Genomic DNA, 15,404 nt, shown 5'->3' on the forward strand with positions numbered 1-15,404 from the left:
CCTCCTGTTCAATGCCGCTCAGCCGCTCTGGATGCCCGCAGCTGGCCACAGGCCGCCTGAATATCAGACCCCATTTCGCGGCGAATAGTGGCGGGGATACCACCTGATTCCAATATTCTTTGGAACTGTTCGACAGACTGCCGGTTTCCTTGGCAAAAGCCTGTCTCCTTTACCGGATTTACCGGGATTAAATTCACATGGCACAACATTCCCGCAAGCAACTTCTTCAGTTCTTCCGCTTCCCGCGGCGTGTCATTTATACCATGAATTAATGTATACTCAAAAGATACTCTTCTATTCGTCTTCTGTATATAATATCTGCAAGCCTTCATCAATACAGAAATGGGATATCGGCGGTTCACTGGCATAATGGCCGAACGTTTTTCATCGTTCGGCGCGTGCAGAGACACTGATAGCGTGATCTGTAGCTGTTTTTCTGCCAAATCCTGAATCCGGTTCGCCAAACCGCAAGTAGAAAGTGCAATATGCCGCTGTCCAATATGCAGGCCCTTAGGATGGTTTACAATATCAAAAAAGCGTAGTACCTGTTCATAATTGTCCAGGGGCTCTCCAATTCCCATCATTACCACATTAGAAATTCTCTCGCCCAGATCCCTCTGTACCGCCAGGATTTGTCCCACAATTTCACCGGCAGATAAATTCCGTATTTTCCCGCCTCGGGTGGAAGCACAAAACGCGCATCCCATAGCACAACCCACCTGAGATGAGATACAAACCGAATATCCATGATGATATTTCATCAATACTGATTCAATCATATTTCCGTCTTCTAATTGTAACAGATATCTACGGGTTTCGTCAATACGTGAAACGTATTTTTCCAAAATCGTCAAATTTCCTATAGAAAATCGTTCTGACAAAGCCAGACGAAGAGACTTTGAAAGATTCGTCATCTGTTCAAAAGAAGCAATGCCGCGGTAGAGCCAGGTAAAGATCTGTGAAGCCCGAAACTTAGGTTCTCCCAGTTCTCCGGAAACCAACGCTTCCAGCTCATCATAAGTATAGTCTTTGATATTTGTTTTCATTCCTGATTCCTTCATTTTTCCTGCACACATACCATTTTTGCAATATAAAATCCGCTTCCGCCTGTTTCATGTGCAAGAATTTGTTTTTCTTTATCCAACCGAAACGTCTTATTCCGATTCAAAAAGGCTGCAACCTGTTCTTCGTTCTCTTCTTTAAGAATGGTACAGGTCGCATACTCTAAAACACCTCCAGGCTTTACATACCGGCAGGCCGTGTCCAAAATATCCGCCTGCACAGTACACAGCTCCGGAATATCCGATTCCTGTCTTTTCCATTTGATATCTGGTTTTTTATGCATCACACCAATACCGGAACACGGAACATCAGCAAGAACCCGGTCCGCTTTTCCCTGCCATTGCGGCATCAGATGTCTTGCATCCCAAATACTGGCTTCCACACAGGAAACACCCAGTCTCTGCATGGTTTTCTCAATCAGCTGAATTTTATGCGGATGCAGATCAAACGCCAGCACTCTGCCCCGATTATCCATTATTTCAGCTATCTGCCCTGTTTTTCCACCGGGAGCCGCACAAATATCCAAGATGGTTTCCCCCGGCTGCGGATTCAAAATCCGTACCGCCTCCATAGAACTGGTATTCTGCAGCGTATAAAGCCCCTGTGCATACGCAGGAGATCGACGTATATCAAGCGCACTTTCCGCCTTCAAACAGTTCTCACCGATTTCCCGGGTGGTTACCCCTTCCTCCAGAAGCAGTCCTATTAATCGTTTCGGCGTTGTTTTCAGCCGATTCACGCGAAGGGTCACCGGATGCGGTATGTGGCTGTCACAAAGGATCTTCTTGCAGCCTTCTTCTCCATACTGATCAAGCAATTTCCGAGTCAGCCAAAGCGGGCAGGAATACAAAACACTAAAACGCTCACTTATCTCCTCCGGATAAACAATCTGCCCTTTTTCTCTGGCAATGCTGCGCAATACCCCGTTAATATATCCTCGTGCCGCCTTATGTGCATATTTTTCCGCCAGATGCATCGATTCACTGCAGGCGGCTCGGTCTGGAATATGCTCCATTTCTGTCAGCTGGTATACACCCATTCTGAGAATCAACAACACCCACAGACTCAGCTTTTTCAATTTGATACGGGAAAACAGCTGAATAATATAATCCAACTTCAGCTTGCTGCCTACCACGCCCATCAAAAGCGCATTAGCAAAAGCACGATCCTGCTCTGAAAGTCCTGGCGTCCTTAAAATATCTGTCAAAACTTTGTTCGAATAAGCTCCATCCTTTTCGATCCTGTATAATCCTTTTAAAACCAGTTCTCTTGCTCCTGTCATTAATCATTTCTCCTGTTGCCAAATAACAATATCAAACGCAGAAGGCTCATAATCGAACTGACCGCAGCCGCCACATAGGTCAAAGCTGCCGCACGCAGGACAGCAGAGGCTCCACGCATCTCTTCTTCATCCAAAAGGCACTGCCCACGCAGCGTCTGAAGCGCTCTCCTGCTGGCATTGAATTCCACCGGTAAAGTAACCAGCTGAAACAGTACAGTTGCCGAAAACAGAATAATTCCCACATCAATCAAAGACGGAAAAAAGCTTCCCAAACCGGCAAACAAAACGCCAATCAATAAAATTGGCATAGACAGCCAGTTGCAGACATTGACAAAGGGCACAATTCCATTCCGAATGCGAATCGGAGCATATCCTACCGCATGCTGCACCGCATGGCCTACTTCATGGGCCGCCACACCGATTGCACCCACCGATTGGCTGGAATAGGTAGCCTCTGATAATCTGACTACGTTGGTTTTGGGATCAAAATGGTCGGTCAGATTGCCCGACACCCGTTCTACACGCACCTGATACAATCCATTCATGTCTAAAATTCGCCGAGCAATATCCGCACCGGTGTATCCCCTCCGGTTATACACCTGGGAATACTTCCGAAAGGTTCCATTAACATTGGCCTGCGCCCAAAGGGACAAAATAAACGCAGGAATCAATAAAATAATCGTCCAGTCAAAATAATAAAAATAATAAGGCATGGTTTTCCTCCTTGGTCATTTTATATTTTCTTCTATCCCAAAAAAATGCCGCACGGTATTTCATGTCCGTTCAGATAACTGACCGCAGACATCCGTTTACCGCCCTGCATTTGTAATTCGTCGATCACAACTGCTTCACCGCCGCCGCAGGCCACACAAAGCCCCCGCTTATCCGCAAAAAGCACTTGTCCCGGCTGTCCCGTCTGGGCTGTTTTGCTTGCACGGATGATTTTCATAACCGTATCCCCCAACATTGTATAGCACCCCGGCCACGGATCTGTGCCCCGAATCAAATTTAATATTTCATCCGCCGTGCGTGTCCAGTCAATATGCCCTGTTTCCTTGGTAACCATAGGCGCATAGCTTGCCACACCGTCCTCCTGCGGCACACGAGGCGCCGTCCCATTTTCCAAGGCTTTTAATGTTTCCACCAAAAGACTGGCTCCCATCACCGAAAGTCTTTCAAACAGCATTCCCGCAGTTTCTTCCGGCGCAATCTTCGTTTCCGCTTTAAAAATCATATCCCCGGTATCCAGTCCCTCGCCCATATACATCGTGGTAACTCCAGTCTGGGTTTCCCCGTTGATAATACTCCATTGAATCGGACCCGCACCGCGATATTTGGGCAAAAGGGATGCATGGACATTAATACAACCCAAACGCGGAAAATCCAAAATATATTTAGGCAAAAGTTTGCCATAAGCAACAACAACGATTACGTCAGGCTGAAAACGCAGCAATGCCGGCATCAATGCCTGTTCCCGCAGGCTCTGTGGCTGCAATACTTCAATTCCGTATTTTTCCGCACAGATCTTCACCGGCGGTGCCATCATCTTATGCCCCCGGCCTTTAGGCTTATCCGGCTGCGTCACCACAGCTTTTACTGCATATCCTTCCTGCACCAGTGCTTCTAAACAAGGCACCGCAAAATCCGGAGTCCCCATAAACAAAACATTCATCATTATATACTACACTCCATTTAAGATTGTCTTTTTTCGGCTAAACTTTTCCTTTTATATTATACCGCACCATATATAAATTATCAAGGTATAATTTGTGAAGAATTTATGAAATCTGTCGTTTGGAAACCACACATTTTATTATTGCCAATTTTTTAAAACTGTTGTATAATAAAAAAAATACATAAAAATGAGGTAACATCATGATTGCAATCATTGACTACGGCGCAGGAAACTTGCGCTCTGTACAAAAAGCCTGTGAAACTGCAGGTGCTCAGGCGGTCATAACTTCCTCCCCTGAGGTAATTTTAAAGGCTGAACATGTGATTCTCCCGGGAGTTGGCGCGTTTGGCGACTGTATGCGCCGGTTAGAGGAAAACGGACTCCCTTCCATTATAGAAGAAACCATACACCACGGCACCCCTTTCCTGGGTATTTGCCTGGGTATGCAGCTTCTTTTTGAAGAAAGCGAAGAATCACCCGGCGTCAGCGGCCTTGGAATTTTTAAAGGTAAAATTGTTAAAATTCCGCATAGAGATGGGTTTAAAATCCCGCACATGGGATGGAATTCCCTGCATTTTTGCAAACCTTGCCGGCTGTTTACAGGCCTGCCTTTCAATCCCTTTGTTTATTTTGTTCATTCCTATTATATGCAGCCGCAGGATCCTTCTATTATTGCGGCCGATACCGAGTACTGCGGCACTCTTCCAGTGGCTCTCAATCAGGATAACGTCTTTGCCGTACAATTTCACCCGGAAAAAAGTGGAGATGTTGGACTTAACATGCTGAAAAACTTTCTTCAGACAGGAGGTAACTGCCATGTTAGCTAAACGTATCATTCCCTGTCTGGATGTGCACGCAGGCCGAGTCGTCAAAGGGGTAAATTTTATCAATCTGCGCGATGCAGGAGATCCGGTGGAAATTGCCCAGATGTACAACCGGGCTGGTGCAGACGAATTGGTTTTTTTGGATATTACTGCAACACATGAGGCACGTTCTACTGTAATTGATCTGGCCCGCCGGGTAGCAGAAACTGTCTTTATTCCCTTTACCATCGGCGGTGGAATCAAAACGGTAGAAGATTTTAGACTGCTGCTGAAAGAAGGTGCAGATAAAATTTCGATTAACTCATCTGCTATTAAAACACCACGGTTGATCAGTGATGCGGCAGACCGGTTCGGCCGCCAATGCGTGGTCGTAGCCATTGATGCCAAACGCCGTCCTGACGGCAGCGGCTGGAATACCTATGTACACGGGGGCAGAATCGATACTGGCATGGACGCTGTACAATGGGCTATGGAAGCAGACCGGCTTGGCGCCGGAGAAATTCTTTTAACCTCTATGGACTGCGATGGCACCAAAGCCGGATATGACATTGAACTGACTCGCACCATTTCCGAAAACGTTTCCATTCCTGTGATTGCCTCTGGCGGTGCGGGAACAATGGAACACTTTCGTGATGCCTTGACCGCCGGAAAAGCAGATGCCGCTCTTGCAGCTTCTCTGTTTCACTTTCGGGAGATCGAAATTGACAACTTAAAAAATTATCTTGCCAGACAAAACGTGCCAGTGCGCCTTTAAAAGAACCAAAGCATGACAATTTATTAGTTTGCAGGACACTTTGCCACATTGGCTGGACATTTCCTGTGTTCTGTGTTACCCTTTAATAAAAATTTAAAAATTGATGAACACCAAAGGAGTTTCCATTATGAAAAACGAAAAACTGGAAAAAGGCCTTTCCTATTCTTTAAAACAGGTAGACCGTCTCATGAACGACTTTCCGAATTCTTATCCGGCAGATCAAAGTACAAACTATGTCTATCCGGAAGGAAACGGTAACAGCTGGACAGAGGGTTTTTGGCCTGGAATGCTTAACCTGGCTTATGAATTTACTCACGATGCCAAATATCAAACCGCAGCAGAACATGAAGTTCAGATTTTTAAAAAACGAATTGACAATCAAATTTCCGTAGAACATCATGACCTTGGATTTTTATATACGCCATCCTGTGTGGCCGCATGGAAGCTCTATCATGACGAAGACGCCAAAGCTGCTGCAGTGGAGGCCGCTAACACCCTACTGCGTCGTTTTCGTCCCATCGGCGGATTCTTACAAGCCTGGGGGCCCATGGATGACGACCCTAAAAATTACCGCCTTATTATTGATTGTATGCTCAACATCCCTCTTCTGTTCTGGGCAACAGAAGCTACCGGAGACCCCAAATACCGCGAGCATGCCCTCAGCCACTTAAACGCCTCTGTTCAAAACGTAATCCGTAAGGATTATACCACATATCACACTTTTTATTTTGATCCTAAAACCGGTGCGCCAGACCGTGGTGTCACCCATCAGGGATATTCAGACAATTCTATCTGGGCAAGAGGTCAGGCATGGGGAATCTATGGTCTCGCATTAAGCTATCACTATACTCATGACCCCGCACTGCTGCCGCTTTACCGTGGGGTTACACAAGTCTTTATTGATAAACTCCCCAAAGACAAAGTACCCTTCTGGGATATGATTTTTACAGACGGAGATGACCAGCCGCGTGACAGCTCTTCCGCCGCGATTGCCATTTGCGGTATTTTGGAAATGGAAAAATATGAATCTCATCCCGAATTGAAAAGACAAGCAGAGCAAATGACCGAATCGCTGATTGACCATTATTTAACTGAGCGTATTCCGGAATCCAACGGCATTTTAACCGATGGTATGTATTCCCGTCCGAACGGTCATGAACCGGAATGCAACATTTGGGGCGACTATTTCTTTATGGAAGCTTTAATGCGTCTAAAAAATCCTGATTGGAAAATGTATTGGTAAATCAATTCCTGCAACAACAAAACCTCTCAAATCAAAACAGCGATTTGAGAGGTCAGACTGTCGAAAAAGTCGTTATACCGCAAGCGAGATGATAAAAGCAAAATGCGCTTCCTTTTCATAAACTTTATGTTGTCGTATAAAATGACGCCGGATTCATTGAGAAACCGGCGTCATTGCTTGCTTTTCCCGCAATCGCTCTCTACCGTACCTTTGTACGCCGACGAAAGCAATTGCGGAAAATCTAACTTCCTTTTTCGGCATCTGCCAGCGTGTCGATACTTTATCGACACGCTGACCTCTCAAATCAAAACAGCGATTTGAGAGGTTTTCTTTTATTGAGAAATAATTTCCATACTTTTAATTACAATTGGGGTAATCGGCTTATCCGCATTATCCCGGGGTGTTTTCAAAAACTCATCTACCGTTTCCATTCCTTCAGTAACCCGCCCAAAAGCCGCATATTCTCCATCTAAATGCGGCGCTGTATCATAACAGATAAAAAACTGGCTGGAAGCTGAATCCATATCGTTTGGCTGCCGCGCCATGGACACCACACCCCGAGTATGCGATAGTGTGTTTTTTGAATATCCATTGGCCGCGAATTCACCTTTTATCGTCTTTTCACTACCACCGGTACCATTTCCATTGGGATCACCGCCCTGCGCCATAAAACCATCGATGATCCGGTGAAATGTCAAGCCATTATAGAACCCGGACTGTACCAAGTTTAAAAAGTTTTCCGCTGTTTCCGGGGCATACTGCGGGGCCGTTTCAATCGTAAATGTTTTACCGTTTTCCATGGTGACCAGGACTTTTTGCGGCTGAGAAAAATCGATGCCACCGTTACCGCTTTCCTGTTTATCTCCACAGCCGGATACCGCCAGACATACTGCCGCAGCAAGACACAATATAATTATTTTCTTCCATTTTTGCATTGCTTTCCCTCCGTAAATCCAGTTTGCCCCCATATTACAACGTCTGTCTTCATTTGTCAAGCAAAAAGCTGTCAAATTTTGCAAAACGCATAAAAATGTATCTCCGATCTCCATGTGTATAAATGTGAAGAATCTGTAAAAACTTTTAAAATAAACTTGTTTTTTCATTTATGCTATGATATAATATTGACTTAATTGAATACAATAGTTTCCAGTTATAGTTTTGGCAATTAGGAGGAGATTGAGTGAAGAGATATATCAAAGGAATCGGCTTCTACGTTTTGCTCTTTTTGATTATCATAATGATTTTTGCACTGACTTCCATGCCCGGGAAGCAGTCCAAAGAGATTTATTCTGACTTGATACTGAAAATCCAACAGGAGCAGGTGACGGAGCTCTCCGTTGTCGATAATGTAGCAACCGCCCAATTAAAAGATGGGAGTACCATTTCCGTTGAGGTGCCTGGATATAACACCTTAAAAGCAGATGCGGGAGAATCCATGCAGAAACAAATCAATGAAGGGACCCTAAAAGTAGAAACGCCCCTTCCCTACAGTCCGCCGTGGTGGCTGACTCTTCTTCCCACCGTCGGGCTTTTGGTAATATTTATTGTCTTTTGGTTTATGTTCATGCAGCAAGCTGGAGGCGGAGGCGGGGGCCGCGGCGTTATGAACTTTGGAAAAAGCAAAGCCAAAGTTTCTATGGACGGCAAAACCAAGAAAACCTTCGCTGATGTTGCTGGAGCAGACGAAGAAAAAGATGAACTCAAGGAAATTGTGGATTTCCTCAAGGGTCCGGAACGGTACCGGCAATTAGGCGCCCGTATCCCCAAGGGAGTGCTTTTGGTAGGACCTCCTGGAACTGGTAAAACTTTGCTTGCCAAGGCAGTAGCCGGTGAAGCAGGCGTTCCGTTTTTCTCTATTTCCGGATCGGATTTTGTAGAGATGTTTGTCGGGGTCGGCGCCTCCAGAGTCCGCGACCTGTTTGAAAACGCAAAGAAAAATGCCCCCTGCATTATCTTTATTGATGAAATTGATGCCGTTGGTCGGCACCGCGGCGCTGGGCTTGGCGGCGGACATGATGAACGCGAACAGACCTTAAACCAACTTCTGGTTGAAATGGACGGTTTTGGTGCGAACGAAGGCGTCATTATTATTGCCGCCACCAATCGACCTGACATTTTGGATCCGGCTCTGCTCCGTCCGGGACGGTTTGACCGGCAGGTAGTTGTAGATTCTCCGGACGTGAAAGGTCGAGAAGCTATTTTGGAGGTACACTCTAAAGGCAAACCCCTTGCCAAAGATGTTGACCTTTCTGTCATTGCCAAAACAACCGTAGGATTTTCCGGTGCTGATCTGGAAAATCTGATGAACGAAGCTGCGCTTTCCGCAGCCAGAAAAAATCAAAGCGAAATTTTCATGCTGGATTTAGAAGAATCAATCATGAAGGTCATTGCCGGTCCTGAAAAGAAATCCCGGCAGGTTCCGGAACGCGCCAAAAAGCTTACCGCATTTCATGAAGCAGGTCATGCGGTGGTATCAAAAATGCTGCCCACGCAGGACAGGGTTCATCAGGTCTCCATTATTCCCCGGGGTCGCGCCGGAGGATATACCTTATCTCTTCCAAAAGAGGATACCTTCTATCATTCTAAAACTGAAATGCTGGAAGAGATTGTGGTTCTTCTGGGAGGACGAGTGGCTGAACAGCTGGTATTAAGCGATATCAGCACTGGTGCCTCAAACGACATTGAAAGAGCCACCAGCCTGGCAAAATCCATGGTGACCCGTTATGGAATGAGCGAAAAACTGGGAGCACGTACCTTTGGCGATCAAAACAACGAAGTATTCATTGGATTGGATTACGGACACACGGTGGATTACAGTCAGGAAACTGCCGCACTGATCGATGAAGAAATAAAACGGATTATTGATGAATGCTACGAACGCTGCACGCAGATTCTCACAGAACACATGGATCATCTTCACAAAGTAGCAGAATTGCTGCTGGAAAAAGAAAAAATTGAAGGTGATGAATTTGACGCGATTTTTGCATCACAAAATCCGGAAGCAGTAGATGCTGCACTTGATGTAGTTGCAGATCTCCCCAATAACGGTAAAACATTACAAACACAGGAACAAACTCTGCAATCAGAAGGAGAAGGTACTGATTCTGATTTTGATTCCAATTCAACACAATCATAGGACATTCCCGTACAACTCACAGATTCTTATAGAATCTGTGGGTTTTATCTTGCGGTTCATGCATGGAGATAGAAAACCATACATAAAATAAAACAAAGAAAGAGGTGAGCTCATGAACAAACTAACTTTGGAATGTCGAGCCAAAATTAATTTAGCCATTGACGTTATCGGCAAGCGCGCGGACGGATATCATGATGTAGAAATGATTTTACAGGAGGTACCACTGGCAGACAGGTTGACACTGCAGCTACGCGGTGACCAGGACATCCGCTTGACTTCCAATCTTTCTTCTCTTCCTCTGGGTGAAGAAAATCTGGCCTACCAGGCCGCGCAAATATTCTTCAGAAGACTTGGACAGCCTAGCGGCGTTGATATTCATATTGAAAAACGAATTCCCATGGGCGCCGGTATGGGCGGCGGAAGCGCCGATGCTGCCGGCACACTAAAAGGTCTCAATGCCATATTTGGTCAGCCTTTTGAAACCGATAAACTAATGGAGCTGGGCGCCGATTTGGGCGCCGATGTACCTTTCTGCATTATGGGAGGCTGTGCCTTGGCACAAGGGATCGGCGAGATACTAACGCCTCTTCCGATGCCACCGGCCATGAAATGTGTGATTGCAAAGCCAGAGCCTTCTGTATCCACAAAGTGGGTCTATGAGCACCTCGATTACACTAAAAAACCTGAAAATCTCAGCGTTTCCTGTGTTGCAGAAGGAATTCGCAACGGCGACCTTTCTGCTATTTGTCAAAACGCGGCCAATATTTTAGAAACCGTAACCATTCCAGCCTATCCTGTGGTTGGCTGGCTGAAACAGGCACTTAGCGAAGCAGGCGCTGTTCTCTCTCTGATGAGCGGAAGCGGTTCCGCTGTTTTCGGCCTGTTCCGCAGCACAGAAGAAGCGGAAAAAGGAGCGGCTCTAGCCCGTCAATACACCAATGATATTTTTATTATATAATTTTAAATACCCGCATTATTCAGATAAAATTTGGATAATGCGGGTATATTTTCTTATCTGCAGGCTCATACTATCACTGAGGTGATAAATCGTGAGAGAAAACAGGAAAAAGGAAAGTATTTTTGCAAAACGTGGATTTTTTATTACATTAATTGTAATTACCGCCGTAATGGTCATTGCTGTTGTCATGAACTTAATCATGCCCGATGACACGGAAAAGGACACCTTTGATCCCAACGCATGGCAAAGCGCAGTCGAACAGTCGGCCAAAACCTCCGAAAACACCAAGGCTGTCAGTTCCACTGCCATACCGTCTGAAGAAAAAGCCAACAGCAGTCAAAACGCCTCCAATCAAACACCCGGTTCGGTTCCAGGAGGAACAAACACACCTGCCGCCCAAACATGGGGAGAAGACAAAGAAGAACCCGCCCCCTCCTCTTCGGTCGCTCCATCCAGCACGAATACAGCAAACGGGAAAATTCTACTAGAGAAGCCAGTATCCGGTGCAATTATAAAGGATTATTCCGCAGATGAACTGGTATATTCAGAAACCATGCAAGATTGGCGGGTACACGAAGGCATTGATTTTGCCGCGGAAGAAGGCACGGATGTCAAAGCAGCCGCTGATGGCACAGTACAGTCTATAGACGAAAACGGTATGCTGGGCACCTGTGTGATTTTGAAACATTCTGACGGCACACAAACACTTTACGGTAATCTTCAGGAAAACAGCGGTCCTCCCATAGGCACGGAAGTCAAAACCGGAGATACCATAGGCAAAGCCGGCAAAACCGCAGCATTAGAAATCATGGATCCGGCACATATTCATTTTGAGGTCATTGTCAGCGAAAAAAGCGTCAATCCGCACGATTATTTTGGAGAATCCTCTAATACTGAAACTGAATAAGAAAAATCACCGGCCGCGGCCGGTGATTTTTCTTTTCTTCTCTATATCCTAAAAACACAGCGTACTCCTTATATTTTTTGTCCACGGATATAAACAGCATGAATTTTGAGATCATCATCCATAATAACAAAATTTGCAAACTTGCCCGGTTCCAACGTCCCCATTTGATCAAGAACCCCCAGTTCTGCGGCAGGATTATACGTTGCCGACCGAACCGCACTTTCCAAAGGGATTCCACAGGCAACGGTATGCCGCATACAGTCAAATAGGTTGGTAGCAGATCCGGCAATGGTTCCATCTTTTAACAAAGCACGGTTTCCAGTCACCTGAACCGGCTGACCTCCCAGAGAATAAAGTCCGTCCTCCAGTCCTACTGCCATCATACTGTCACTGATTAAAATAACATGCTCTCCCCCAAACAACTTATACACCGCCCGAATAACAGAGTCAGCAATGTGGATACCGTCACAAATCAGCTCCACATTTGCCCCTGCATCTGCCGCGGCACCTACCACCCCGGGCGCTCTGTGAGTAAATGGTGGCATGGCATTAAACAGATGGGTTACATGAGAGGCTCCTGCCGCAAACGCCTGCATAGCAGTATCATAATCCGCCGTAGTATGCGCTAAAGAAACGACTGCTTCCCCAGAAACTTCGGCAATAAACTTCTCAGCTCCCGCAAGCTCCGGTGCAATATCAACCAACTTAATTTTCCCCGAAGCGGCTTTTTGCAGCCGCCGGTACAGCGCAATATCCGGCTCTTTTAAATAGGCAGGGTTCTGTGCGCCTTTTTTTTCTTTGGAGAAAAAAGGGCCTTCCATATTAATCCCGCAGAAGACTGCACCCTTGTCCCATTGAAAATCTGATGCATTTTGAAATACCCGTATTAAAGTTTCTTCTGGCAAAGTCATGGACGCTGGCGCAATACCGGTAACACCATTACGCGCCTGGTATTCAGCGATTGCTTGAAACGCTTCTTTCGTTCCGTCACAAAAATCGTAGCCCACACAGCCATGAAAATGCAAATCAATAAGCCCTGGGATTATCATCATTCCCTGGACATCCCATACCTGCCCGGAGCCCTTATCTGTCAGTATTTCGCCTTCAAAAGAGAGCTCTCCCGGGACAAAGGTAAAATCCGGTGAAAAAATTCTGGCGTTTTTAATAATCATTTTCTCTGCTCCTCTCGCTTATTATCTAATCATCCAAGGACAAATACCGCTCCCCCGTATCCGGCAGAAGCACTACAATATTTTTTCCAGCATAATCCGGTCTTCCCGCAAGCTGTGAAGCAGCCCATAATGCGGCACCGGAAGAAATCCCGGCAAGAATTCCCTCCGTTTGTGCCAACGCTTTCCGAACGTTGGTCGCCCCCGCTCCCGGCACTTTGATCACTTCATCATAGATGGCAGTGTTTAACGTTTCCGGCACAAAACCAGCCCCAATTCCCTGAATTGTATGCGCACCCGGTTTGCCTCCGGAAAGAACAGGAGAATCTGCCGGTTCTGCCGCAATTATTTTAATATTGGGATTCTTTTCTTTTAAAAACGCACCCACTCCAGAAATGGTTCCTCCGGTACCTACTCCAGCTACAAAAGCATCAACTTTGCCCTCTGTATCCTCCCAAATTTCCGGACCTGTCGTCAAATAATGAATCTCTGGGTTCGCCGGATTGGTAAATTGCCCGGCAAGAAAACTGTCCGGTATCTCTTTGGCCAGCTCTTGTGCTTTTTCAATCGCGCCTTTCATACCTCTACCGCCCTCAGTTAAAACAATCTCTGCCCCATACGCACGGATTAATCGCTGACGTTCTACGCTCATGGTTTCAGGCATGGTAATGATTACCCGATACCCGCGCATTGCTCCAACAGCAGCAAGACCTATTCCTGTATTCCCACTGGTGGGTTCAATAATCACACTGCCTTTATGCAGCATCCCTTTCCGTTCAGCATCTTCCACCATATATTTTGCGACCCGGTCTTTCACACTGCCTGCTGGATTAAAATATTCCAATTTGGCAAGTAGAACGGCCGGAATGTCATACTTTTTTTGATACCGCTCCAACTTCAAAAGTGGGGTTTTCCCAATTAAATCTATCATTGACGTTGCTATTTTCATACCGTTCTCCATTCTGCCGTTTTACACCGGCTAATTATTTTCATTTGAACCTGCTAAAATCATTATAAACAATTGAGTCTGCTTGTCAAGGGGAAGAAAGGTTTCTGGTATAATTTTGTGAATTTCTCCATATTTACCTTTATCACAAAATCTGATATACTGATGAAAAACATGAAATTTGCTTTCGGCCCTACTTTGCCGCCGAACCGCTTTCAAAGGAGATACCTATGCAAGAAGCCATAGAAACAATTTTTCGGGACAATCTTTTAAAAGGCATTATCAGTAACCCCAAGGGGAATGCCAAATACCGCCAGATTCGTTTTCGTCGGCTTGATACCCAGTATCAAATCGAAAAGCGAACGGAAAAACAAGCCTTTCACAGCTTCTGTGCACCTTCTGATCTTCCTGCAAAGGTATGCCAGCTTCTTACGTCTGAATACCGTCAGTTAGATGCCTGGAGCCTAGACTACCAATACACATTAAAAATTTCCAAAAAAGGAAAAGCAGGGCTTTCGAAACACAAAAACTCCACCGCACTTTCGGCAGAAAAACTGCAAAAACACAATCGAGAAAAGCAGTACATCCTTAAGGAAAACACCATAATTCCCCCTTTGGTTGATTTGGGCGTCTTTACCCATGACGGTAAAATCGTTCGCAGTATGTATGACAAATTCCGGCAAATTAATCGGTTTACTGAACTGATCCGCGATGGCATTGACGAATTACAAAAAGACCGGATACGTATTTTGGATTTTGGTTGCGGCAAATCTTACCTGACCTTTATCCTATACTATTATCTGACCGAACTTCGGGGAATACAGGCAGAAATCACCGGTCTGGATTTAAAAGCCGAAGTAATGGAAAAATGTAACCGTTTGGCCAAACACTATGGTTATGAACACCTTCACTTTCAAACTGGGGATATTAACGGTTTTCACTGCACAGAGCTTCCGGATATGGTTATCAGCCTGCACGCCTGCGATACGGCCACAGATTACGCTCTTTTTAATGCAATACAGTGGAACTGCAAACTCATCTACTCGGTTCCCTGCTGTCAGCATGAGTTAAATCATCAAATACAAAAAAGCAGTTTACCGCTTCTAAGCCGCTACGGCTTGCTCAAGGAACGTTTTTCTGCACTGTCCACCGACGCCATCCGCGCTGCTTTATTAGAAGCCTGCGGCTATCAAGTACAAATACTGGAATTTGTAGATATGGAGCATTCACCCAAAAACCTGCTTATCCGGGCAGTCAAAAAAAATATCTCATTAGAAAAACGTTTTGCTGCCTTTAAGGAAGCCAAAGAATTGATGGATGCATTTTCCTTCCGGCCAACTTTTTTTACACTCCTCACAGATAGCGGCTGTCTTGACCAAATAAAAGGACAGGGGTAATCATAAGAATTTTTGGAATTTTCATTGACAATTGCCCGTAAAATGAGTATA

14 protein-coding genes are annotated in these 15,404 nt (G+C 45.5%); 7 read left to right on the forward strand and 7 right to left on the reverse strand.

The genetic code is table 11. The annotated features are described in order from the left end of the window. Nucleotides 1–8 precede the first annotated feature (8 nt). Genes rlmN through fmt form a run of 4 tightly spaced genes read right to left on the reverse strand, consistent with a single transcriptional unit; the run spans nucleotide 9 to nucleotide 4,019 of the window. The gene (gene rlmN / locus INF28_RS03610; protein ID WP_226392109.1) at nucleotides 9–1,061 is read right to left on the reverse strand and encodes a 23S rRNA (adenine(2503)-C(2))-methyltransferase RlmN; all 1,053 of its coding nucleotides are present in this window, start codon (nucleotides 1,059–1,061) and stop codon (nucleotides 9–11) included. After that, complete coding sequence (gene rsmB, locus INF28_RS03615) at nucleotides 1,058–2,344, reverse strand: 16S rRNA (cytosine(967)-C(5))-methyltransferase RsmB (RefSeq protein WP_226392110.1); 1,287 nt, start codon at nucleotides 2,342–2,344, stop codon at nucleotides 1,058–1,060. Before rsmB ends, rlmN begins: the two co-directional genes overlap by 4 nt. Then, complete coding sequence (locus INF28_RS03620; RefSeq protein ID WP_226392111.1) at nucleotides 2,344–3,057, reverse strand: zinc metallopeptidase; 714 nt, start codon at nucleotides 3,055–3,057, stop codon at nucleotides 2,344–2,346. Before INF28_RS03620 ends, rsmB begins: the two co-directional genes overlap by 1 nt. A 32-nt stretch (nucleotides 3,058–3,089) precedes the next feature. Next, the gene (gene fmt / locus INF28_RS03625) at nucleotides 3,090–4,019 is read right to left on the reverse strand and encodes a methionyl-tRNA formyltransferase (RefSeq protein WP_318961716.1); all 930 of its coding nucleotides are present in this window, start codon (nucleotides 4,017–4,019) and stop codon (nucleotides 3,090–3,092) included. Between the two features lie 200 nt (nucleotides 4,020–4,219). Here fmt and hisH point away from each other — a divergent pair, with 200 nt between their 5' ends. From hisH to INF28_RS03640, 3 genes are all read left to right on the forward strand, one after another. Next, nucleotides 4,220–4,846 carry an imidazole glycerol phosphate synthase subunit HisH gene (gene hisH, locus INF28_RS03630; RefSeq protein WP_226392112.1) on the forward strand — a complete coding sequence of 209 codons (627 nt, stop codon included), beginning with the start codon at nucleotides 4,220–4,222 and terminating at the stop codon, nucleotides 4,844–4,846. After that, nucleotides 4,836–5,597, forward strand: a complete 762-nt coding sequence (gene hisF / locus INF28_RS03635; RefSeq protein ID WP_226392113.1) for an imidazole glycerol phosphate synthase subunit HisF — start codon at nucleotides 4,836–4,838, stop codon at nucleotides 5,595–5,597. Before hisH ends, hisF begins: the two co-directional genes overlap by 11 nt. A gap of 127 nt (nucleotides 5,598–5,724) precedes the next feature. Further along, nucleotides 5,725–6,840, forward strand: coding sequence for a glycoside hydrolase family 88 protein (locus INF28_RS03640; RefSeq protein ID WP_226392114.1), 1,116 nt, complete (start codon nucleotides 5,725–5,727; stop codon nucleotides 6,838–6,840). Nucleotides 6,841–7,172: 332 nt separating this feature from the next. Here the strand turns inward: INF28_RS03640 and INF28_RS03645 are convergent, their stop codons facing one another. Next, on the reverse strand, nucleotides 7,173–7,775 hold the full coding sequence (locus INF28_RS03645) for a peptidylprolyl isomerase (RefSeq protein ID WP_318961718.1): 603 nt from the start codon (nucleotides 7,773–7,775) through the stop codon (nucleotides 7,173–7,175). Between the two features lie 245 nt (nucleotides 7,776–8,020). On the opposite strand from INF28_RS03645, the gene ftsH reads away from it, so the two are divergent. The 3 genes from ftsH (at nucleotide 8,021) to INF28_RS12985 (ending at nucleotide 11,841) form a co-directional block, all read left to right on the forward strand. Beyond that, nucleotides 8,021–9,976 (forward strand): ATP-dependent zinc metalloprotease FtsH, encoded by a 1,956-nt coding sequence (gene ftsH, locus INF28_RS03650; RefSeq protein ID WP_226392115.1) that lies wholly within the window; start codon nucleotides 8,021–8,023, stop codon nucleotides 9,974–9,976. Nucleotides 9,977–10,088: 112 nt separating this feature from the next. Next, a complete protein-coding gene (ispE, locus tag INF28_RS03655; RefSeq protein ID WP_226392116.1) occupies nucleotides 10,089–10,934 on the forward strand; it encodes a 4-(cytidine 5'-diphospho)-2-C-methyl-D-erythritol kinase in 846 nt (281 codons plus the stop codon). A 91-nt stretch (nucleotides 10,935–11,025) separates the two neighbouring features. Beyond that, nucleotides 11,026–11,841, forward strand: coding sequence for a peptidoglycan DD-metalloendopeptidase family protein (locus INF28_RS12985; RefSeq protein WP_226392117.1), 816 nt, complete (start codon nucleotides 11,026–11,028; stop codon nucleotides 11,839–11,841). Nucleotides 11,842–11,909: 68 nt separating this feature from the next. Here the strand turns inward: INF28_RS12985 and nagA are convergent, their stop codons facing one another. Beyond that, nucleotides 11,910–13,013 (reverse strand): N-acetylglucosamine-6-phosphate deacetylase, encoded by a 1,104-nt coding sequence (gene nagA / locus INF28_RS03665; protein WP_226392118.1) that lies wholly within the window; start codon nucleotides 13,011–13,013, stop codon nucleotides 11,910–11,912. A gap of 25 nt (nucleotides 13,014–13,038) precedes the next feature. Further along, nucleotides 13,039–13,959, reverse strand: coding sequence for a cysteine synthase A (cysK, locus tag INF28_RS03670; protein ID WP_226392119.1), 921 nt, complete (start codon nucleotides 13,957–13,959; stop codon nucleotides 13,039–13,041). A 227-nt stretch (nucleotides 13,960–14,186) separates the two neighbouring features. Between cysK and INF28_RS03675 the strand changes: the two genes are divergently transcribed. Beyond that, the gene (locus INF28_RS03675) at nucleotides 14,187–15,353 is read left to right on the forward strand and encodes a class I SAM-dependent methyltransferase (protein ID WP_226392120.1); all 1,167 of its coding nucleotides are present in this window, start codon (nucleotides 14,187–14,189) and stop codon (nucleotides 15,351–15,353) included. Nucleotides 15,354–15,404 lie beyond the last annotated feature (51 nt).

This window comes from Ructibacterium gallinarum, assembly GCF_014982785.1.
GTDB lineage: Bacteria > Bacillota > Clostridia > Monoglobales > Monoglobaceae > Ructibacterium > Ructibacterium gallinarum.

Coding starts and splice junctions, on each gene's coding strand:
- rlmN (WP_226392109.1), bottom strand. CDS start 1,061: ATGAAGGAATCAGGAATGAAAACAAATATCAAAGACTATACTTATGAT.
- rsmB (WP_226392110.1), bottom strand. CDS start 2,344: ATGACAGGAGCAAGAGAACTGGTTTTAAAAGGATTATACAGGATCGAA.
- INF28_RS03620 (WP_226392111.1), bottom strand. CDS start 3,057: ATGCCTTATTATTTTTATTATTTTGACTGGACGATTATTTTATTGATT.
- fmt (WP_318961716.1), bottom strand. CDS start 4,019: ATGATGAATGTTTTGTTTATGGGGACTCCGGATTTTGCGGTGCCTTGT.
- hisH (WP_226392112.1), top strand. CDS start 4,220: ATGATTGCAATCATTGACTACGGCGCAGGAAACTTGCGCTCTGTACAA.
- hisF (WP_226392113.1), top strand. CDS start 4,836: ATGTTAGCTAAACGTATCATTCCCTGTCTGGATGTGCACGCAGGCCGA.
- INF28_RS03640 (WP_226392114.1), top strand. CDS start 5,725: ATGAAAAACGAAAAACTGGAAAAAGGCCTTTCCTATTCTTTAAAACAG.
- INF28_RS03645 (WP_318961718.1), bottom strand. CDS start 7,775: ATGCAAAAATGGAAGAAAATAATTATATTGTGTCTTGCTGCGGCAGTA.
- ispE (WP_226392116.1), top strand. CDS start 10,089: ATGAACAAACTAACTTTGGAATGTCGAGCCAAAATTAATTTAGCCATT.
- nagA (WP_226392118.1), bottom strand. CDS start 13,013: ATGATTATTAAAAACGCCAGAATTTTTTCACCGGATTTTACCTTTGTC.
- cysK (WP_226392119.1), bottom strand. CDS start 13,959: ATGAAAATAGCAACGTCAATGATAGATTTAATTGGGAAAACCCCACTT.
- INF28_RS03675 (WP_226392120.1), top strand. CDS start 14,187: ATGCAAGAAGCCATAGAAACAATTTTTCGGGACAATCTTTTAAAAGGC.